Raw genomic sequence first — 21,124 nt, 5'->3', positions numbered from 1 at the left:
TATGGCCGAAGTATGGCTGGTGACCAACCGGAAACTGGTGAAAAACCGGTGTTTGGTGAAAAAGGTGGAGTCCCTGTGCCGACGGGGTATTGACGGCGTAATACTCAGAGAAAAAGACCTGCCATTGAAAGAGCTTTATCATCTGGCCAGAGAAATAAGGGCCGTTACAAAACAATACGGGGTAAAACTGATTGTGAACAAGAGTATAGAAACTGCCCTGGCCGTAGAAGCGGAAGGGATACATCTGGGGAGTGATGCCTTGCCTCTGCACAATGCGCGGCTAATTGTTCCGGCTTATATGAAAATCGGAGTTTCCGTGCATTCTGCGGAGGAAGCAAAGACAGCCGCCGCAGAAAGAGCAGATTATATCCTGGCCGGCAATGTATATGCTACCGCAAGCAAACCAAACCTGGCAGGCCGCGGGACGGCGTGGCTTTCCCGTGTTGTGCAGACGGTTTATCCTTTGCCTGTATTGGCTGTCGGCGGCATAAATGAAAGCAATGCTGGAGAGGTTTTAAAAGCGGGGGCAGCAGGAGTCGCTGCGATATCCGGTCTGCTGGTAAACAACAATCCCGGAAAATTGATAGAAATAATCAAAGGTCAAAGGACCTGATATTTAGAAGCAGAGTTACTTTAAACCGGTTGTTATGACAACCGGTTTTGTGCGTTATATCACACTTTTTTGTTAGGCAGGTCATGGTATGAACAGGCATAACAGGGTAAAATTTTCAAAAAGGTTAAAATGTACGACTTGAAAGGTGGAGATATTATGACTTTAAAGGGAAATTTACAAACAACAGCCATGGGAATATTGCCGCATACCGATATTGACGAGGCAATGCGGCTGGCCCTGTCGGTGGATATTCCTTTTTGGCCCCAACTGCCGAAGATGAGTTTCTTTGAGGACATGTATGCCCAGGCTACGGAACACTTCCCGGGAATTACCGTTGATGAAGCCGCCCAAAAGATTTACTTTGAATTTGAACAGTTTATGGAAGAACTACCGGAATTTTTGGAAAAAGCCGAAGAGAAAGCCACTTTTGCATTAACGGAACAGTACTCTCTTGTATACAGGAGCTTTTTGCAGCAACCGGGACTGGAGAAATACAGCGCTATCAGGGGCCAATTTATCGGTCCGGTGAGCTTCGGGATGAAAATCACCGATAAAGATAAAAAGCCGATTATCTATAACGACGAAGTCAAAGTGTTTTTATATGACTTTATGGCCAGAAAAATCAACATACAGTATGAAGAATTAAGGGAGAGAAACAAAAATGCTTTTGTATGGGTTGATGAGCCGGGTCTGGAAATAATTTTCGGTTCCTTTACGGGTTACTCCAGTGAAGTGGCCAAGAATGACTATGCCGCTTTTTTGAGCCAACTGGAGGGACCCAAAGGGGTACACCTGTGCGGTAACCCGGATTGGTCCTTTCTCTTGAACCAGAACCTTGATATATTATCTGTGGATGCCCTCGGGGTGGGCCATATCTTTTCCAGGTTTACCGCCGAAATAAAGGCATTTCTTGACCGCGGAGGTATTATCGCCTGGGGGATTGTGCCTACCCTGACGGAAGAGATGAACAGGGAATCGGTGCAATCGCTGGTAGACCACCTGGAGAAACTGTGGAACCACCTTGAGCAATACGGAATAGAGAAAAAACAGGTTCTGCAGCAGGCATGGCTGGCGCCCGCCCGGTGCTGTTTGGTCAACACGGATGGGGCAAAATCGGTGGAAAAAGCCTTTGATATATTGAAAAAAGCAGCCGATGAACTGAAAGACCGATATGCCAAATTTTTTACTGAATAAGCCGGTTGCGGACCATAACCAGGGGAAACCGGATCAACAGGAGCATGGCAGCTGTAAGCCAGACAAAATTGGCCAACGTAGCCATGTTTATTTGCCCATAAAAAAGGTTGCGGATCACTTCTACTTCATGATAAAGCGGCGTTAACCAGGAAAACGCCTGGACCCCGGCAGGCAGGTTGTTGACGGGGAAGAAAATCCCGGCCAGGAAAAACATGGGGGTAATGATCAGAGTAAAGAAGTAATTAAAGGCATCGTAATTAGGCGCCATACTTGTCCAAACCATGGAGAGGGAAGAAAATATCAAGCCCCCAATGAACAAGGGGATGGGCATTAAAAAGACCCACCATGATTTTACCAGGCCGAATAAAACTGTTACCAGCAAAAATACAGAACCGTACAGAACACTTTTCAGTGCGCCGTATATAAGCTCCGCCATGACCACGTCATCCATGCTGGCCGGGGTTGAGACAATAGCGTAAAATATTTTATGAAAAGACATCCTGGTATAGCTGTCATAAGTGGCTTCATAGCAGGTGGCAAACATCGCGGACGAAGCTATCAGGCCGGGAGCGATAAATTCAAGGTAACTATATCCCTGAATATTTGCCACGTAGACTCCCAGACCGAAGCCCATGGCCCAAAGATAAAGAACAGGCTCGACAAAGTTGAACATGATATTGGCTTTCCACGTTTTGGCAAATACCAGCCAGTGACGGTACAAAATACGAGATACCAACGCAGGAGATATATCCAATGAAGTAAAAAAGCCTTTCAGCAGAGGTTTGGGATTAAGCACAGGGAATATCCTCCTTTCCTTCAAGGCCGGGGACCTGGTCATCTTCCAGGCTCCGGCCTGTCAGTTTCAGAAAGACATCTTCCAGAGTTGCCGGCCTTAGCAACTGGTATGAGAAATCAATTGCCAGACCTTTTATCCATTCCTGCAACTGCGGACCATGGTTGGAATAGATGTATAACGTATCGCCAAAAAGTTTAAAGCCATTTATCAGATTTGTTCCCGGAAGTCTCCGGGATATGGCGGTAAAATCTCCTCCTGCCAGTTCAAGAACGTGGGAACCTATATGTGCGGATACCAATGCCGCAGGTTGGCCTTCGTCAATGATCTTTCCGTTATGCATAAACACCAGCCGGTCACATAATTGACTGGCTTCTTCCAGGTAATGGGTGGTTAGAAGCACAGTTGTCCCATTTTCCTTCAGTTGCCTGATTTTCTGCCATACTATGTGCCGGGCATGGGGGTCAAGGCCTGTCGTAGGCTCGTCCAGGATAATAATTTTAGGTTTGTTGATCAGGGCCCGGGCAATAGTCAAACGTCTTTTCATACCGCCCGAAAGGTGGTCTACTTTAGTCCCGGCCTTTCCCTCCAATTCCATGAATGAAAGAAGTTCCTCTGCCCGCTGCCGGGCTTCTTTTTTGGGAATACCGAAGTAGCCGGCATAGACGATGAGGTTTTCCAAAACAGTAAGTTCGGGGTCCAGGTTGTCATCCTGGGCTACCACTCCCAGGTGAGCTTTAATCCTGCGGGCATCGGTTACGATACTTAAACCGAAAACTTCCAGGGTCCCTCCGGTGATAGGGGAAAGCCCGGTAATCATTTTCACTGTAGTGGACTTTCCGGCCCCGTTGGGCCCCAGTAAGCCAAAACATTGGCCGGGCATAACGGAGAGGTCAATGGCATCGACGGCAGTAAAATTGCCAAACCTTTTAACCAGTTTATGTGCTTTAATGACCGGGTCAGCAGATGCAGCCATATTTCGCGTATTCACTCCCGTTTATTTATTACCTTTTCTATTATAACCGAGCCAGGTATAATTTCCAAGGTGCTCTGGATTCGGCCTGTCACTGTATTTACCTGATATTTCTGAACAGGTGTCCCATTCGGATGATTACCCGTTGAAAAAATATATACCAAAGGAAACAGAAGATCCAGGAAAAGGCAAAGATAATTATGAGAAAGGATACGGGACCCTTGGCATAGGAGAGGGCCGGACCAAGTACTGGAATGCCTAAGAGGCCGGTCAAGACCAGGGTCCCTATAGTTAAGACTAAGCTGGAGCTAAGCACAGAAATGTTCTTGCCAAGTTTTACGGTTACGCCGAGGGACAATCCCAGCAGACCTGTACTGAACAGGAAGAGGGGTAGTTTTATCGGCATGATAATACCGATAAGTCCTGCTGCGGCGGCATAAACCAAAAGACCGCCCAAGGGTTTGCTGTATGCCGCCAAGGCCACAAAGAGGGTGGTAAAACCTGCGGCTAGGGCTCCCACGCCGGGAAGCAGACCGGCAAAAAGCTGTAACATTACTGTTACAGAAGTCAATACACTCAAGGTGGACAGGTACTTTACAGAGAAATTCAACAGAGTCATGACCTCCTATCGGGCTTAACGCTTTATCAGACTTCTTATCATTTCCTTGTCAAACTCTATCATCTTTGTATTAGATATGTTATGCCGGCCTGTTTTTAAAAGGGTAAGAAACCTGCCAAAAAAATTGTTGCACATTAATTGGCCGGCGGTTATCATAATAAGAAAGTGGTAATGCAAAAGGTGTTTTTCAATGAATATACCAATTATAGCCAGCTTGGTTTAAGGGAGGAACTTAATGACTCAAAAGGAGAAAATAGCCATCGTCACTGACAGCACCTGCGATCTGGAAAGGGCATTTATCGAGAAGAATGATGTTCATGTGTTGCCACTCAAGATAAATTATCCGGGCAAAGAGTACAGGGACAGGATAGATATAGAGCCACAGGAAATATATGAAAAAATGCCCGCAGAAATACCGAAAACGTCAATGCCGGGCTTCGGAGAAATAATGGAGCTTTTTACTAAGTTAAAAGAACAGGGATTTAACAGGATTCTGTCAATGCATATTTCCGGAGGGTTGAGCGGAACTGTCAACGCTGTCCAGATGGCCGCCAGGCAAATAAGTGAAATGCATATCGAGGTACTGGATTCCAAAGCCCTTTCTCTGGGCCTGGGTTTTCTGGTAAATAAAGCTGTCAGGCTGAGAGAAGCCGGTTATGTTTTTGATGAAATAGTAAAAAAAATAAAAAAATCACGGGATGAAATCAAAGTCTTTTTTGTAGTTAAGACGCTGGAGTATTTACGTAAAGGTGGTCGAATCGGCCTGATTGAAGGAACGCTGGGTAACCTGTTGAATATCAAACCGATTGTGTCAATTAATGAGCAGGGAAAGTATTTCACTTATTCCAAAGTCAGGGGAAGAAAAAAATCACTGGAAGAAATGGTGGAAATAGCAAAAGAATATATCAGAGAAAAGTCGGTTAACCTGGCGGTTATGTACAGTGGAACAGAAGCTGAAGCTGAGGCCCTGGAGGTCAGAGAAAAGTTGCTGAATACAAATTGCGCTGATATCAGGGAAATTTTCTGGGGGCAGATTGGTCCCTCCATGGGAGTTCATGCCGGACCGGGATTGGTTGGCATAGGTATTCAGCCGGTTGAATAATTTTTTGTAATATTAATAACATAAATGGGGGTTGGGAGAATGGAAAACACTGAGACGAAAAAGGATATCATTGAACAAGTAGCGATTGTGCAAAGAGACAAAGAAACATATGCTATTGCGCCGCACATTCCCGGTGGCATTACTGATGCTGACACTTTACGGAAAATTGCTGACATAGCAGATAAGTATAACTGTAAAGCTCTGAAGCTTACTTCAGCGCAAAGAATTGCCTTGGTGGGCATTCCGGCAGAAAATATTGAAGACGTTTGGCGGGACCTTGGCATGGAAAAAGGGCAGGCCATTGGTCTTTGTGTAAGAAGTGTAAAAATCTGCCCCGGAACGACTTTCTGCAAAAGGGCCAAACAGGATTCGGTTGCTCTCGGGCTTGCTTTGGATAAAAGGTACCATGGACGTCCATTGCCAAGCAAATTAAAGATAGGTGTCAGTGGTTGTCCGAATAACTGTGCGGAAAGTTGTGTCAAAGATATTGGTTTTATGGGTGGTAATAATGGCTATACGGTTATGATTGGCGGATATGCCAGCGGTACAGGACGCCTGGCGGAGGTTATTTGCACAGATAAGACGGAGCAGGAATGCCTGGAGTTAACGGAGAAAATCATTGACGTTTACGAAAAAGTTGCCAAAAAGGGACAAAGGCTTGGGCGCCTGCTCAATAAAGTAGGAACAGAAAACTTCCGGCGAGCCCTGGATTGTTCCGGGGATGAATACGAGCAGATTATTCAAGAATTAATTGAGGCAAATGCTTAATTTTGCAATACCAGCTTGAGAATCGCTAAAAAGGCGATTCTTTTTTTATGCATAAAAATGGGCCAGTACGTCTAATATAAGCTTTATTGGGCATATAATTAAATGTTGGTGGTTATACGACATCAAAATTTTCGAAGGGATGGTCAGCAATGAAGTTCAGTTCTTTGAACCCGACAATGAATAAGCTTTTTGAGTGTTTTAAACTGGATGTCGCCTATGTAAAAGGGGAAGGAACATACCTATACGATCAGGCCGGTAATAAATACCTGGATTTTATTGCCCAATACGGCGCGGTTCCCTTCGGATACAACCCACCCGAACTTGTGGCTGCGGCCAAAAAATACTTTGACCTGTCACTGCCTTCTATGGTGCAGCCCTCAATTCCGGTTAAAGCTGTGGAATTAGCAGAAATGTTGCTCCGACTGGCCCCAGGTGAAATGGCTCAGGCCACATTCTGCCAGAGTGGGGCGGAAGCGGTAGAGGTAGCTATTAAATTGGCCAGGTCGACAACGGGAAAACCCAAAATTCTTTCTACAAAAAACAGCTTCCATGGCAAGACCATGGGTGCTTTATCTGCCACAGGCAGAGATGTATATCAAAAACCCTTTTTTACTCCTGTTCCCGGGTTTGAGTATATACCTTACGATGATTTGGATATGCTTGAAAACAAAATGCGGTCGGAAGGAAAGGAAATTGCTGCTTTTCTGGTGGAACCGATTCAGGGGGAAGGAGGTATAATCGTCCCACAGGAAGGTTATTTAAAAAATGCCGAAATTATCTGCAGGAAGTACGGAGTTCTGTTAGCAGTTGACGAGATCCAGACAGGTCTCGGCAGAACCGGGGAATTGTTTGCCTGTGACAGGGAAGGAGTAGAACCGGATATTTTACTCTTATCAAAAGCTTTGGGGGGCGGGCTGGTTCCTCTGGGCGTCTGTCTAAGTACAAGGCAGGCATGGAATGAAGAATTTGGCCGGCTGCACAGTTCCACCTTTGCCAACAATAATTTTACCTGCGCCATTGGCCTGGCCGTATTGAATAAACTTCTGGAAAACGGCAGGCAATTGATCAATAATGCAAAAAGCGCCGGAAACTACCTGTTAAAAAACTTAGAAGATATCAACAGGCAATATCCCGGTGTAATCAAGGAAATCAGGGGCAGGGGACTGATGCTTGGACTGGAGTTCAACGGATTTGACGGGTCAGAATCATTTAGCATGAAGTACCTGGCGGAACAAGGAGGGTTTTCTCCTCTTTTGGCCGGGTATTTACTCAACGTCCATAAAGTAAGGGTAGCTCCGTTCCTGAATAACCCGATGACGCTGCGTCTGCAGCCTTCATTAACAGTCGCCACTGTTGAAATTGACAGGGCTTTGCATGGTTTGGAACGAGTAGTGAAAGCTTTGTACTATCAGGACCACTGCGAACTGTACAGTTATATCATAGGTAAAGAGCTGGGTCCGATCAGGGACTTCAGATCGGAGAAAAAAGCTGTCACAGGGTCTGAATTACTGCCTGAGGAAAAGCCAACGGAAAAGTTCGCCTTTTTAATTCACTACCCCTCATCTGAAGATGTCATTAAAAACAACCCGTCCTTTAAAAAGGCGTCTAAAGACATCCTGGAAAAACTCATAGATTGGGAGGCATCTTTGGATGCCGAGCCGGAAGTAATTGTACATTTACCGGCTATTAAGTCAAAGGCGGGGAAAATAGCGGAAGGATGGCTGATAGGCATTCCATACAGCGGCCGGCATATGATGGAAATGCCGAGAAAGGATGCAGTAAAAGTATTGGTTACTGCACTGGATAAAGCCAAGGCATTGGGAGCGCGGATAGTTGGCCTGGGCGCATACACTTCGGTGGTTAGCCGGGGTGGCAGCGACCTGCAAGGAAAAGGCATTGCGGTGACTTCCGGTAATAGTTATACCATTGCTACGGCTTTTGATGCCTTAATCGAAGGGGCCCGGTTGATGGGCATAGACCCGGCGGAATCAACGGGTTGTGTTATAGGAGCTACGGGTTCCATAGGCCGGGTATGCGCCATATTACTGGCGGAAGAAATTGATAAGCTGGTCCTGGTGGGGAACCCCGAAAAAGAGAAAACCAGCCTACGCAGGATGGAACAATTGGCAGATGAGATATATACAAGGGCTTTTAGGGAAATTCTGGCCTATAAAGGCAAGGTAGCCAAAATAAAAGGCATAGCCAAATGGTTAAAAGGATTTCTGGACCGGAAACGCAAAGACGACCCGGAGGTATGGAATAAACTGTTAACGGCTTTGGAAAACCAGGGTTTTTCGATAAACGGTTATATCCATGAAAACCTGGCTGCCAAAGGAAAATACAGTAATCCACCGGTGAAAATTACGGTTAATATTAAACAGGCATTATTACAGAGCGACTTAATCATTTCGGCCAGTAACTCAACGAATCATCTGATTGGACCGGGGCATTTAAAACCGGGGAGCGTTATATGTGACGTGGCCAGACCTCCGGATGTATCGGAGGCAGTGCTGGAACAAAGAAAAGACGTCCTGGTCATTGAAGGCGGGCTGGTACAATACCCTGACGACATATGTTTTGGCCAGAACATGGGTTATGAACCCGGTGTAAACCTGGCCTGTTTATCGGAAACGATGCTTTTGGCGCTGGAAGGAACATACAGGGATTTCAGCATCGGCTTAAAAATACCGGTAGAAAATGTTTACTACCTGCGTGAGCTGGCCCAAAGGCATGGTTTTAAGCTGGCTACCCCCTGGAACAAAAACGGCGGAGTAACACCTGAAGTGGCCCGAATGATTAAAGAGGCTGCCTTAAAGAACGAAAACGTTGAGAAAATAAAAACCCCAAAAAGCAGTTAGCAAAAATAGGATTGTATCTGTACGAAGCAATGATGCTCTGTTTATGATAGTTTCAGGTTTTGCAGGTTTAACAAATTATAATTAATTCTGCATATGGTGAAAACGCTATATTCTACCGGAATGGGGGTTTCCGGAAGACGTAGAACGGAAAGGAGGAACAGGGATAAAGAAAATTTTGTGCTGCGACGTGTTTAAAAAAACTTAAGGTTCTCGGCCCGTTGACCGAGTTTGATGTCGAGTTTGTGTCCATGGGGCTGCGCCTCCACCCGGCAAAATTGCACCGGGAAGTACAGGCTGTTCTTGACAGGATAACAGGTTATTCGCTGGTAATCCTGGGCTTTGGATTATCTGGAGGGGCCTTGCGCGGAATAAAGGCGCCCTGTACATACATCCATACCGGACACCCCAGGACTTGAAATAACTCTGGCCAAAACCAGGGGTTTTGCCGAATATTCTGGAACTCCCGTGTCATGAACCAGCCGGGAATTTGGATTTCCTCAAAGAGGTTGGTCAGCAGGCCATGGGATAAAGAGAGTTTCGTGATCATTCCGCCTGGCGGGATAATCGATGAAGGTGAGTTTCTCCAAGACGCAGAAAAAGACCATGTACAGGGGACCGGAATAATCCGGGGACAGCCATAAAATTGATAATAAAAGATTGAGGAGGGGGGGTTTTGCCGGCTAAAGCTTTAGCTGAACTGCTTACAAAAGAGAATACGGATTCCCAGAATTAGGGATTCCCTTTGATATTTTGGAGATTACCGTAGGAGAAAGGGTCCGCCTGAAGTGTATGATCCCACCCTGTCCCAACTATGGAAGGAATAAATTCTGTCCACCCAATCTTCCTGACCTGGAGTTTATCCGAAAAGCCCTGGCTGCATACAGAGGCTGGGTGTTAGTGGTTTTGACCGTTCCGTACAATGAGAAAACACTAAATGAAATCAGGGTGCATAAACAGCAGAATAAACTGATGAAAATCATTAGTTCTTTTGAGAAAACAGCTTGTGCCAATGTTAATCACCTGGCCTTCGGACTGACCGTTGGCGGCTGTAAGCTGAGCGACGACTGCCCCCCGCCGGGTGAACCATGCCGTCGGCCGCTGGAGGCCCAATCCAGGTATAACGGGCTTTGGCATAGATATAACCACCCTGGCCAGAAAACTTGGGGTAAATGTGGAATGGCCCGTGAAAAGTGAATTGAATTTTATGGGTATGATATTTATTTAAAGTTACGCACAGAAAGAAGGCTATTTTTTTGCTGAGAACACTAAAAAATTAGTAACAGAAAAAACAAAATGAACCAAGTAAACTATTCGGGTGGGGATACAGGCCACTCAGCCCCAAATTATTACCAATCAGAGAATAGTTTTTGAGTTTGCAGGTTTAAAAAATTATAATTAATTCTGCATATGATGAAAACGCTATATTCCGCCGAAATGGGGGTTTTCGGAAGACATAGAACGGTTAAGGAGGAACAGGGATGAAGAAGATTTTGTGCTGCGACGTGTTTAAAGAAGAACTTAAGGTTCTCGGCCCGTTAACCGGGTTTGATGTCGAGTTTGTGTCCATGGGGCTGCACCTCCACCCGGCAAAATTACACCGGGAAGTACAGGCTGTTCTTGACAGGACAAGAGGTTATTCGCTGGTTATCCTGGGCTTTGGATTATGTGGAGGGGCCTTGCGCGGAATAAAGGCGCCCGGCTGCCCAATGGTTATTTCCCGGGTTCATGACTGTATTCCTCTTTTACTGGGCGGCATGTCCAGATATAATGAGCTGCAGTCAAAGGATAACAAGACTTTTTATTTTTCGGGCGGCTGGGTCGAGGGAGACCGCATGATGATTCCGGAGTATGAGCGGAGCGTCATCCAGTTCGGGCCTAAAAAAGCCCTCCGCATTTATAAGATGATGTTTGAAAACTATAACCGGCTGCTGTACATCCATACCGGACACCCCAGGACTGAAATAACTCTGGCCAAAACCAGGGATTTTGCCGACGTTCTTCAACTGCCGTGCCATGAAACCCGTGGAAGCCTGGAATTCCTGAAAAGGTTGCTGACCGGCCCATGGGACAATGAAGAATTTGTGATTGTCCCGGCACACGGGGTGCTGGAAGAAGATGAATTTTTGCAGGAAGGCCAATTGGTCATGGTTCAGGGAACTTAGTGGAAAATGCCAGAATTGGGATGAGATTGCCACTATTTTCAAAGGGAGGGGTTTGTATGCCGGCAGAAGCGTTGGCAAAACTGCTTAGGGAGAATAATGATGATCCTAGAATAACAATAATCCCTTTTGATATCTCCAAGATAAAAGTTGAGGAAAGAGTGCGCCTGAAATGTATGATTCCTCCATGCCCAAACTATGGGCGCAATAAGTTCTGTCCTCCCAACCTGCCTGATATTAACTTTATCAGGGACGCCCTGGCACAGTATAAAGGCGGTGTCTTAGTAGTTTTAACCATCCCGTACAATGACGAGGCCATGGCGGAAGTGAGGAAATTTAAACCACAGAACGAACTCATGCGGTTAATCGGCAATTTTGAAAAAACCGCCTGGGCCCACATCAACCACCTGGCCTTTGGGCTGACAGTGGGAGGGTGTAAACTATGTGATGAGTGCCCACCTCCCGGAGAACCATGCAGGCGTCCTCTGGAGGCACATCCGGGAATCACAGGATTTGGCATTGATATAACTACCCTGGCACGAGAGCTGGGTGTTAAAATCGAATGGCCTGTCAGAGAAAACCTTAATTTTATGGGAATGATATTTGTGTAGGTTGAGTTAATTATTGCCTTGGGTTTGCCAAAAACGTTGTTGAATGAATAAAGCTATAGGAAAAAGGACTACCCGCGAAGAAATTGGCTGAGCAGCGTAGCTGATAAAGGAAATAATTGGGAATAATAAAGAAAACTAACAGCGATAATGGATATTAAGGAAAAGAGCATTTGATGTGAACCACATAAACTGCTTAAGGTATCATTTTCACCATTTAGGCGCAAATCATTACCGATTGGGGAATAGTTTTGGATATTCAAGGTTTAACAAATTATATTTAATTGTAACGAGGGTGGATGAATATTTTTGAGGTATTTTTTTTAAATAGACATTTAGTATTTGAAAAAGATATTTTAACAAAACCTGGTATGCAAAGAAAACCATAACTATAGTAATTGCTTAAATACTTTTTGGGAGAGTTGAAGAAAACATGGCAAAAAGACTTTTAGAACATAAGATTGGGGAGTTTTTCATAGAAGAAGAGCCGTTTTATATACCACTGGGCAAAGAGATAGAACTGTTTGAGCAGGCTTTTAAAAGCAAATTGCCGGTTATGCTCAAAGGGCCGACGGGATGCGGTAAAACCAGGTTTCTCCAGTACATGGCTTACCGCTTGAAGCGGCCCCTGATTACTGTGGCTTGTCACGAAGACCTTACAACCAGTGACCTGGTGGGAAGGTATTTATTAAAGGGTTCGGAAACCGTCTGGACAGACGGGCCGCTTACCACGGCAGTGAAGATAGGAGCAATATGTTATCTTGATGAGGTAGTAGAGGCCAGAAAGGATACAACAGTCGTTATTCACCCCCTGACTGATGACCGGCGGGTTTTACCGATCGAAAAAAAGGGTGAAATAATAACGGCCCCTGATGAATTTATGCTGGTGGTATCATATAATCCCGGGTATCAGACCTTTCTTAAGGACCTGAAGCAGAGCACCAAGCAGCGATTTATTGCCATGGATTTCGATTATCCGAAACCCGAACTGGAGCAGCAGATCCTAATCCGGGAATCGGATGTGGACAACGCGACGGCCGGGAAGTTAATAGAACTTGCCCAAAAAATCCGGAACCTGAAAAACAGGGGTCTTGAAGAGGGAGTGAGTACAAGGCTGCTGATCTATGCGGGACAGTTGATTGTCAATGGGATAGATGTAATGGAAGCAGTACGGGCAGCCATGATTAAACCAATCACTGATGATGCCGCTATGCAGATGAGCCTGGAAGAAATCGCCGTCTCGATATTCATTTAGGGTCTGTTCAGGATAGGTGGTGGAGCTATGGGCGGTATAAAGAACCTGGAACTTACCGGGTTTGCGGACCGGTACTTGAAGGCTTTGTCCCCGGAAGAAAGGCAGGATTTCCTGGATTTTATAAGTGGTCTCCCGGAAACGGAAGCCGGGTTGGTCATTGATACAGGACTGCAATTCCACAAATCAAGCGCTGTAAATGGCACCTGGTTTTGGAGAACAGTACCGGTTTTAGCAAGCCGTCTGGAAATACATGAACTGAAACAGTGGCTTGAAGAAGGTGCGCGGATATGCCGCGGTCAATGGGATTGTGCTTTATCCTATCTCAAGGAAAGCCCCGCAGTTTTAGAACAGGTTGGAAATCAGGTATTTCTTAACTGGCTGCAAATTGGAAGGTTTCTGGCCAGGTTCAGCAATCATGATACAAACTGGTTTTTTAAGTACAGCGGAAGCATCTTGGAAAAACTTGAAAAGTCAGACCAATACCTCTTAACCTCCTGGATTTTAAAAATTGTTCAGTATTCCTGGACTGCTGCAATTGCCTGTCTGAAATCATGGCCGGAGATAGAACGGTACGGAAAAGGCCTTGACAAAGCAGGCTTACTGGAACAGGGTTATAAACTTGCTATCGAAAAACCGGATGATGCAGATGTTTTTTTTAAGGCATTGCCGAATTTTTTGCAGGCGGCAGGGAGCGAGTATATTTATCAATGGCTGGAGGCAGCCTATGAAGTTACCAATGCTAAACGTGGTACTCTTTCCGCTTTTTTCAAAGCTTCTCCTGAGGTTGCCGTATTTACGGGCAAGGACGTGTTTACAGGTAAAATTAAACATTGGGCACTTCTTGGCAACAGGCTTGCTGCAATAGACAATGAATTGGCCATGGAGTTTTTTGACAAGACTCCTCAGGTGCTAAAAAAAATGGAGTGGAATGAGTTAGAAGAGTGGGTAAGGCTTATAGAAAGAGTAAGCCGGGATTATTCCACCGAAGGTGCGGTTGAATTTATTAAATCCACCCCCGAACTGTTACAGCAACTGGACATAAAGGAGGCTGCCCAGTGGGTTGAATACGGGCTTAAATCCGAACTAGGCGGCAAAAAACTGGCTTATTTTACCATGAAATCTCAGGAAAGCAGGGATGTTATTTCCGGATTGAGGAGCGGCCTGCACTTAGAGTCCGTGAAAAAGGTGCTTCACATATATTGTGAAGGCTTGACAGGAGAAACGGTAATTATCAGGAATTCATCGGACCTTCCAACTAGAATCCACAGTGATGACCAATTGTTCGGATCTCTTGATACCCGGAGAATTTACTTGCCTGACCTGGTCAAAGTGTTTGAGAACGAACGTGACAACCTTCGATTTTACCGGGTTATGATGATGCACCTGGTTGCCCACCGGAAATTCGGCACCATGGAATTAAGCAAAGCTGAATTCAAAGAACTTGCATTGGACAGCAAGCTCGGCATGCTGTTTGAATATATTGAGGACAACAGGGTAGACTACCTGGCTATGCAGAAATTCCCGGGGCTTGAAAGAGACATGCGTTTATTGGTCAAAGCCTCCGTACGTGAAATTCAAGAAAGAACTCCTAATCTGTATGCGTTTTTGATACATTACCTCTGGTCTGATAATGCCTGGGCAAAGGCTGATGTTCCTGAGAAAATAAAAACCGAATACCTTCGGTTTTGGGCTAATGTACTGAAAAACGGAGCTTCAGCCCGGGAATCTCTAAATCTTGCCCGCCGGATTATTAACATTTTATCGGGGCAGGAAATATTTGAGAAGGAATTTTCCCCACATTACGACGGTGAATATAAGAACCTGGCATATAGGGGAAAACTGAAGTTTGATCTGATTTATACTTCGATGGAAGCAGACGAAGAGATTGACGGTTCCCCGGCAGAGGGTTCAAAGGTAAATAACGGGATTGGTCAGGAAGAGGATATTGAATTAGACAAAAAGTTTTTTAGTCCCCAAAACCAGGCACTAAACCTTAGTGATGAATTCTACCTTTGGTTGAAAAAACTTCTGCACAGGTTCCGTGAAGATGAGGAAAATCCTTACCGGATGGTTGTGTATTACGATGAATGGGATCGCACTCTTAATGATTACAAGAAGGACTGGTGCAGGGTCAGGGAGATTTTACTGAAACCCAGTACGGCAGCTTTTGTTGATCGCACTCTTGAAGAAAACTATGGGATGATTAATACTATCAAGCGATATTTCGGTATGCTGCAGCCGGAACGTTTCCGTAGGCACAACAGGCAGGAAGAAGGCGAAGAGGTTGATATTGATGCAGTTATCGAGGCGATGGTAGAAATAAAGGCAGGTGTTTCCCCGGGGACGGGTTTTTATGTCAGGCGAGACAAAAGAGAACGTGATGTGGCTGTCGGCTTTCTCCTGGACCTGAGCTATTCAACCGATGAAGTTATTTCGGAGAATGGGAAAACCATTCTGGATGTGGAAATGGAATCAGTTATTGTAATGGCTGAGGCCTTGGAGGTGCTGGGAGATAAATATGCGATATACGGTTTTAACAGCGACCTCAGGGATAAGATTAACTTTTATGTGGTCAAGGATTTTGAGGAGCCGTATACCTTTGAAGTCAAGCAGAGGTTCGGCGGCCTGCAGAGTTACGGGATGACCCGGCTTGCTTCGGCAGTGAGGCATGCGGTGTTTAAGATGGAGAAAGTGCAGGCGGCAATTAAAATCCTCATCATCCTTAGTGACGGCCGACCCTTTGATTTCGATTATCACAGCCAGTTAACAAAAGACTATGAAGAATTCTATGCTGAAACTGATACCAGGATGTGTCTTAGGGAAGCTAAAATGAAAGGAATCAATCCGTTTTGCATTACTGTAGATCGTAAGGGACAGGATTATCTGGAATATATATTCGGAAATGTTAATTATATCATTATCGATGACATTAACGCCCTACCTACCAAGCTGACTGAAACATATAAGAATTTGACAACATAGAAATCCGCAGAACTCGTTAAATTTAGAAATTTACATAACATGTTAAACAAGGAAGGTGAACAACTTGCAGGCGGAACGATATAAATCTCTCGAGGATTATGCGCTTGAACAGGGGGCATTCAGGGCAAAGTTTATCCCGGCGGGCCAGGTGGTGATTGACGAACGGGTTCGCCTGAAATGTCAGGTGCCGGTTTGTCGGGACTACAACAAACACCTGATGTGCCCACCTCATAACTATTCAGTTGAGCATTTCAAGTCACTTTGCACACGGTATTCATCCGCGTTGCTGGTCCAGGTCAGAAGTGAAGGGTTTGAGCCAAACCAGTTAACAGAAGCGGAGATAAAACTGCATCGGATAATCAATAAAGTTGAAGGTAAGGCGCTTACCGACGGGTATTACCTGGCAGCCGGTTTTATTGCGTCATCATGCAAGCTTTGTCCCGAATGTGTAGGGTACCATTCCGGAGAACCCTGCCGTCATCCGTATGAAGCACGTCCGAGCATTGAATCAATGGGCGTAGATATCTTTAAGACATCAAAAAATGCCGGGCTTGATTTCCAGCTTGGATTATCAACGGAGGTGATTTATACCGGCTTACTGTTGATTGATTAGGAATTGCCGGACGCCATCAGGCTGAAGGTAAAAAATAATAAAAATATTTAGGAGGGATTTGAGTTATGGGAAATGAGTTCAAGAGTGAAATGACAGGTTTGGAAAGGGCTCTGGCGGCGCTTAGTTACAAAAAGCCGGACAGGGTACCGGTGGCTTCTCTGGTTTGCGGGGCAGCCCGGCGGGTATTAGGTGTTACATATGACAAGTGGTCTCAGGATGCTGACCTTATTGCTGATTCATTGTTACAGACCCACCAGATTATGAATAATGAATTTGACATTTTCGTAATGTTGGTTGACCTCTCAGTAGAAGCGGGATCATTTGGGCAAAAGGTGATTTTCCCTATAGAAAGTACTGCATATGCTGATCCCGATGATCCGTGGATTAAAACAGTAGATGATTACAGGAGAATTCCCAGGATAAACCCGCGCGAGACCGGACGGATGAAGGTTGTTATCGAAGCTACCGCCAAAGTCGCCAAGGCGAAAGCCAAAGAATACGGCGTCTGCGGGTTTGTGTATGCTCCGCTGGGTGTAATCGGGGCTATGAGGGGCCACGAAAAGATGTTTATCGATTGTATCAAGAACCGGGATGCCATCATTGAAGCCTGTGAAATAATTACCCCTGTTCTTGAGGAATATGCTGTGGCTCAAGTTGAAGCAGGGGCTCAGGCAATAGTAATAGATACCCTTTATGCTTCTGCCACTATCATGAGTCCAAAGATGTGGGAAGCTATTGAAGCTCCTTTTGCCAAGCGAATCGCCGATGCCGTAAGAAAAGCCGGCGGAGCTGTTGTTCTCCATAACTGTGGCGGAGGTATTTACTTTGATGTACAGCAGAAATGGACTAATCCTGTTGCCATTTCCCACGCATATCCAGCGGCCGACTGCAAGACATGGGAAGAGCATGCCGCCAAATGGGGCAAGAAAATAGTCTCCATTGGGTACCTTGAGCCTGCCAAAGTCGGTATGTTCTGGAACGAAGAACAGGTTATGGAAGAAGCCCGCAAGTGTATTGAGACCTATAAAGACTGTGACGGCGGTTTTATCCTATCAACCGGCTGTGAATTCCCCCCGAACGGTACATTAATTAATGCCATGGCAATAATTAAGGCTGCCAAGGCTTACGGTTCGTACAAGTAATTATTTTAGTTCGCCTCCGGTATTCATTTCAAACAACCTACTATATAAGTCAGTTGAAGCTAATTAAAAGTTAACAGTATCATCAGGTGCCTTCCGGATTTTTCATCCGGACCGGTCATGGGGAACTGAGGGGGTGAGAAGGTGAAAATAAAAATAATCAGCGGTTTTTTAGGCGCCGGTAAGACAACCTGTGTCAAAAACGTGATAAAGAAGGCAGGCGGTGATATCGCTGTAATCGTGAACGAGTTTGGTGATGTGGGAATTGATGCTGAACTGGTCAGCAAGGGAGATGCCGTTGACATGGTGGAACTCCCCAGTGGTTGTATTTGCTGTACTCTTGCCAATGACCTCGTTTCGGCGGTCAAAGAGATCAAAACCAAATACAACCCCAAAAGACTTGTCATAGAGCCATCGGGGCTGGCCGTACCATCGGGAATCCTGGAGGCCCTGGAACCCATTAAGGAAGAATATGGGCTGGAATTTGAAGGCATTATCGGAATTATAGACGCCGATAGTTTTTTGGCCAATATTCACTCCGGGTTATTTGGCGATTTTTATACTGACCAGCTTGCAAATTCCGATATTATACTGATCAACAAGATTGACCTGGTTAACGAGAACACGGTGAAAGCCATAGAGGAAGAACTGGCAAAACATAACCAGCATGCAATCCTGCTTCAGACCGTAAACTGTGAGACCGACCTTCCTGACATTATAAGGGAACACGGGGCCGATTATCTGCACCTTCATTTTGACCATGATTTTGACTCCCTGGCAATAACTTCTGACAAGGTATTTAACAGCAACCAGCTAGAGGAGATTTTGAAGGAAATGAAGGCCGGAAAATACGGGAATATTTACAGGGCCAAGGGAATCTACAAAACACCGGACGGCGGCGCCGCAAAGATGGATTATGTACAGGGTAATTACGGTTTTGAGAAGTTTCCCGAGACAAATGAGAGTAAATTAATTTTTATTGGCAAGGAATTCGACAGGAAAGCATTGGAACAGCGGTTGGATATCTTGTGAGAATGGTTTGACCAAAAGCAAACATTTTAAGGAGGAGATTGGAAAATGGCAACTGCGGAAAGAGAGAAGGAGTTGTTTGAGGCACTGAAACAGGGAGTTATCGATTATGATGAAGATGCGGTAAGGGAAGCCGCCCAGGCCTGTGTGGATGAGGGCGTTGATGCTTATACCGCCGTGTTCGAGGGCCTGGTAGAAGGCATGAACGAAGTCGGCAGGCTTTACGAAGAGCAGGAGTATTTCGTTCCCGAAATCCTGATGTGCGCTGACGCTCTTTATGCGGGCCTGGATATCCTTAAGCCCCATATCGAGAAGAAGGATATGGGCGTAAAGGGTACGGTTGTCATGGGTGTTGTCCAGGGTGACGTGCACGATATCGGCAAGAACATCGTCAAGATGATGTTTGATGTGGCCGGATTTGAGGTTCATGACCTGGGCCGGGACGTTCCCCTGGAAAAATTCGTGGAGGAACAGCTCAGGGTTGACTCAGACCTGCTCTGTCTTTCGGCCATGATGACCACCACTATGGTAGGGATGCCTGAGGTTATCAAGAAGGTCAAGGAGAAGAACCCCAAGTGTAAGATTATGATCGGCGGCGCGCCTGTATCCGAGGACCTGGCAGGCAAGTGGGGCGCAGACGGGTTTGCCAAGGACGCCAATAATGCCCTGAAAGAGGCTTTGAACATGGTTAAGGCTTTGAAAGACATGCAGTAATTCATAACGGGTTTAACATTAATTTAAGGGTTTGCACCGGGCAAACCCTTAAATTAATTATCATTCCACTAACTTATCCTGGTTTTGCTTGAGTTAACCTGTTTTTCATTTATATAGGTCTCTTGATTTTAAATAGGTGAGGGTTGCGAACTTTTGTATAGATATTGGTTGTAACAATACTGGTATGGCCGAGTAAATTCTGGATGTAACGGATATCGGTTCCAGCTTCCAAAAGGTGTGGAGCAAAACAATGGCGAAGAGTATGGCAGGTCACCGTTTTATGGATGCCTGCTTTTTTTACTGCTTTTTCAAAAATCTTTTGCACAGCACGTGTGGTGTATTTGCCACCTCTTTGGCAAAACAGGAATTTTTTGATCAGGTCTGGGACGGGCAATTTCTCCAAAAGAAAAATCGGACTGATATAATTCAACATAAAGAAATCTTAAAGCATTGATGGTTTGATTGACTGTAGCGGGAAACGTAACAACATAACCCCCTCCTCGAACATTTGTTCTTTTACTTTTCTTCTATAATATGGTAAAATATAATAAATGTCAACAATTTTTTATTCAGCGAAAAAATTTCATTTATGGTTGTTTTTTATAATTTTATTTTTACTTAGTTCACATATAGAAAGTGTTGGGCGAAATTTCGACCGATGGAGGGTTCAATATATGGGCAAACCTAGAATAGATTCATTTAGCTTGGCTGCGTTAGAAAGAATAGCAAAAATAATTGGGGATAGATACACTGGAACAGAAATTACTGAGTTATTCCGAAGGGCTGGATTTCCAGAATTTCGTCATGATGGAAGTACTAAATGGCGTTGGGTTTATTGGGCCTTGGAGCAACTTCAACTCAAATACAATGGTCCTCAGCCTATTGCTGTATTAATTCAACATGTTTGTAATCCGGAAGAGTACCTGGGAAATGCAGAGGGATTTGAATTAATAGTTGAGCAAATGAATGAAATCTTAAAGTTTTATGGGCTGGCTGTTAATAAAAAAAATGGAAAGATTTTAGTTACTGGAGAAAAAGACATTAGCTTAAAAACTCGTGAAAATGAAAACTCAAAAAAATTTGATTTAAGAAATTTTCATCCTGAAGTTATTAAACACGGCAGACAACTATTTATTGAAGGGCATCATTTTCATGCGGTTTTCGAATGTTGTAAAGCGTTTGATAAATACGTTGCAAATAAGTCTCAAATTGAGAAACATGGACAAGCCCTTATGGGCGCAGCTTTGTCCTTGAAGGGGCCTCTAAAACTTAATTCCCAACGGACCGAAACGGAAAGAAATGAACAAGAGGGAGTTATGTACCTATGCATGGGCTTGATGAATGCAATTCGTAATCCGGAAAGCCATGAACCGGAGCTTGACTGGCCTATTAATCCTGAAGATGCTTTAGATATAATGTCGATGATAAGTTTTTTATATCGGCAAATAGATAAGTCTGTTTACTTTGCTGGTCCTTAGGGATTGGTCGAAACATCGCCTAAACCAGCTAATAAACGTCAAGACTTTTTTAAAAAATAATTTTCTCACCTAAAAAAGTGCATAGCAAAGCTAGCCTACTGGTGGTAGACTTAAAAAAGAGTTACTGCCGACTTAACCGAAATATTAATCTAAAGAATAAGCAGGTATACCCTTGGCCGCCGCAACAATTTGAGCCCGTAAGCCTGAAAGAAGGCGTTTTTGTGTCA

The 21,124-nt window shown here is 44.9% G+C and carries 20 protein-coding genes; 16 read left to right on the top strand and 4 right to left on the bottom strand.

Features of this window, described 5'->3' with window-relative positions:
* Nucleotide 1: 1 nt before the first annotated feature.
* Both thiE and ACSNJE_RS03335 read left to right on the top strand, forming a co-directional pair.
* Nucleotides 2-613 carry a thiamine phosphate synthase gene (gene thiE, locus ACSNJE_RS03340; protein ID WP_474773140.1) on the top strand — a complete coding sequence of 204 codons (612 nt, stop codon included), beginning with the start codon at nucleotides 2-4 and terminating at the stop codon, nucleotides 611-613.
* 156 nt (nucleotides 614-769) lie between these two features.
* Nucleotides 770-1,807 (top strand): uroporphyrinogen decarboxylase/cobalamine-independent methonine synthase family protein, encoded by a 1,038-nt coding sequence (locus tag ACSNJE_RS03335; protein ID WP_495251988.1) that lies wholly within the window; start codon nucleotides 770-772, stop codon nucleotides 1,805-1,807.
* On the opposite strand, the gene ACSNJE_RS03330 is transcribed toward ACSNJE_RS03335, so the two are convergent.
* From ACSNJE_RS03330 to ACSNJE_RS03320, 3 genes are all read right to left on the bottom strand, one after another.
* Nucleotides 1,797-2,603, bottom strand: a complete 807-nt coding sequence (locus tag ACSNJE_RS03330) for an ABC transporter permease (protein ID WP_013120319.1) — start codon at nucleotides 2,601-2,603, stop codon at nucleotides 1,797-1,799. The two genes, ACSNJE_RS03335 and ACSNJE_RS03330, sit on opposite strands and share 11 nt — an antisense overlap.
* Complete coding sequence (locus ACSNJE_RS03325; RefSeq protein WP_495251987.1) at nucleotides 2,596-3,576, bottom strand: ABC transporter ATP-binding protein; 981 nt, start codon at nucleotides 3,574-3,576, stop codon at nucleotides 2,596-2,598. The genes ACSNJE_RS03330 and ACSNJE_RS03325 overlap by 8 nt, the downstream gene beginning before the upstream one ends.
* Nucleotides 3,577-3,673: 97 nt before the next feature.
* Nucleotides 3,674-4,183, bottom strand: a complete 510-nt coding sequence (locus tag ACSNJE_RS03320) for a hypothetical protein (protein WP_495251986.1) — start codon at nucleotides 4,181-4,183, stop codon at nucleotides 3,674-3,676.
* 244 nt (nucleotides 4,184-4,427) lie between these two features.
* Between ACSNJE_RS03320 and ACSNJE_RS03315 the strand changes: the two genes are divergently transcribed.
* From ACSNJE_RS03315 to ACSNJE_RS03255, 13 genes are all read left to right on the top strand, one after another.
* The gene (locus tag ACSNJE_RS03315; protein WP_495251985.1) at nucleotides 4,428-5,294 is read left to right on the top strand and encodes a DegV family protein; all 867 of its coding nucleotides are present in this window, start codon (nucleotides 4,428-4,430) and stop codon (nucleotides 5,292-5,294) included.
* Nucleotides 5,295-5,333: 39 nt separating this feature from the next.
* Nucleotides 5,334-6,062 (top strand): ferredoxin-like domain-containing protein, encoded by a 729-nt coding sequence (locus ACSNJE_RS03310; protein ID WP_474773135.1) that lies wholly within the window; start codon nucleotides 5,334-5,336, stop codon nucleotides 6,060-6,062.
* 149 nt (nucleotides 6,063-6,211) lie between these two features.
* Nucleotides 6,212-8,920 carry an aminotransferase class III-fold pyridoxal phosphate-dependent enzyme gene (locus ACSNJE_RS03305; protein WP_474773134.1) on the top strand — a complete coding sequence of 903 codons (2,709 nt, stop codon included), beginning with the start codon at nucleotides 6,212-6,214 and terminating at the stop codon, nucleotides 8,918-8,920.
* A 218-nt stretch (nucleotides 8,921-9,138) separates the two neighbouring features.
* The gene (locus ACSNJE_RS03300; RefSeq protein WP_052218204.1) at nucleotides 9,139-9,336 is read left to right on the top strand and encodes a DUF1638 domain-containing protein; all 198 of its coding nucleotides are present in this window, start codon (nucleotides 9,139-9,141) and stop codon (nucleotides 9,334-9,336) included.
* A 334-nt stretch (nucleotides 9,337-9,670) separates the two neighbouring features.
* Entirely contained in the window at nucleotides 9,671-10,114 is a 444-nt protein-coding gene (locus ACSNJE_RS03295) for a DUF2284 domain-containing protein (RefSeq protein ID WP_474773132.1), read from the top strand.
* Nucleotides 10,115-10,398: 284 nt separating this feature from the next.
* Nucleotides 10,399-11,082: a DUF1638 domain-containing protein gene (locus ACSNJE_RS03290; protein WP_495251984.1), complete on the top strand. Its 684-nt coding sequence runs from the start codon at nucleotides 10,399-10,401 to the stop codon at nucleotides 11,080-11,082.
* A gap of 56 nt (nucleotides 11,083-11,138) precedes the next feature.
* Nucleotides 11,139-11,690 carry a DUF2284 domain-containing protein gene (locus ACSNJE_RS03285; RefSeq protein ID WP_495251983.1) on the top strand — a complete coding sequence of 184 codons (552 nt, stop codon included), beginning with the start codon at nucleotides 11,139-11,141 and terminating at the stop codon, nucleotides 11,688-11,690.
* 430 nt (nucleotides 11,691-12,120) lie between these two features.
* The gene (locus ACSNJE_RS03280; RefSeq protein WP_474773129.1) at nucleotides 12,121-12,942 is read left to right on the top strand and encodes a CbbQ/NirQ/NorQ/GpvN family protein; all 822 of its coding nucleotides are present in this window, start codon (nucleotides 12,121-12,123) and stop codon (nucleotides 12,940-12,942) included.
* 27 nt (nucleotides 12,943-12,969) lie between these two features.
* A complete protein-coding gene (locus ACSNJE_RS03275) occupies nucleotides 12,970-15,924 on the top strand; it encodes a nitric oxide reductase activation protein NorD (protein ID WP_495251982.1) in 2,955 nt (984 codons plus the stop codon).
* Nucleotides 15,925-15,988: 64 nt separating this feature from the next.
* The gene (locus ACSNJE_RS03270; RefSeq protein WP_474773127.1) at nucleotides 15,989-16,537 is read left to right on the top strand and encodes a DUF2284 domain-containing protein; all 549 of its coding nucleotides are present in this window, start codon (nucleotides 15,989-15,991) and stop codon (nucleotides 16,535-16,537) included.
* A 65-nt stretch (nucleotides 16,538-16,602) separates the two neighbouring features.
* Complete coding sequence (locus ACSNJE_RS03265; protein WP_474773126.1) at nucleotides 16,603-17,679, top strand: uroporphyrinogen decarboxylase family protein; 1,077 nt, start codon at nucleotides 16,603-16,605, stop codon at nucleotides 17,677-17,679.
* Nucleotides 17,680-17,820: 141 nt separating this feature from the next.
* Nucleotides 17,821-18,708: a CobW family GTP-binding protein gene (locus ACSNJE_RS03260; RefSeq protein ID WP_474773125.1), complete on the top strand. Its 888-nt coding sequence runs from the start codon at nucleotides 17,821-17,823 to the stop codon at nucleotides 18,706-18,708.
* A 45-nt stretch (nucleotides 18,709-18,753) separates the two neighbouring features.
* Nucleotides 18,754-19,419: a cobalamin B12-binding domain-containing protein gene (locus ACSNJE_RS03255; RefSeq protein WP_474773124.1), complete on the top strand. Its 666-nt coding sequence runs from the start codon at nucleotides 18,754-18,756 to the stop codon at nucleotides 19,417-19,419.
* A 109-nt stretch (nucleotides 19,420-19,528) separates the two neighbouring features.
* Here the strand turns inward: ACSNJE_RS03255 and ACSNJE_RS03250 are convergent, their stop codons facing one another.
* Nucleotides 19,529-19,852: a tyrosine-type recombinase/integrase gene (locus ACSNJE_RS03250; protein ID WP_495251981.1), complete on the bottom strand. Its 324-nt coding sequence runs from the start codon at nucleotides 19,850-19,852 to the stop codon at nucleotides 19,529-19,531.
* A 241-nt stretch (nucleotides 19,853-20,093) separates the two neighbouring features.
* Here ACSNJE_RS03250 and ACSNJE_RS03245 point away from each other — a divergent pair, with 241 nt between their 5' ends.
* Entirely contained in the window at nucleotides 20,094-20,897 is an 804-nt protein-coding gene (locus ACSNJE_RS03245; protein WP_495251980.1) for a TIGR02391 family protein, read from the top strand.
* Nucleotides 20,898-21,124 lie beyond the last annotated feature (227 nt).

The organism is Thermincola sp. GK-1, assembly GCF_059412445.1.
The sequence above is the reverse complement of the archived record's forward strand: the minus strand, read 5'-3'. Positions and strand labels throughout refer to the sequence as shown.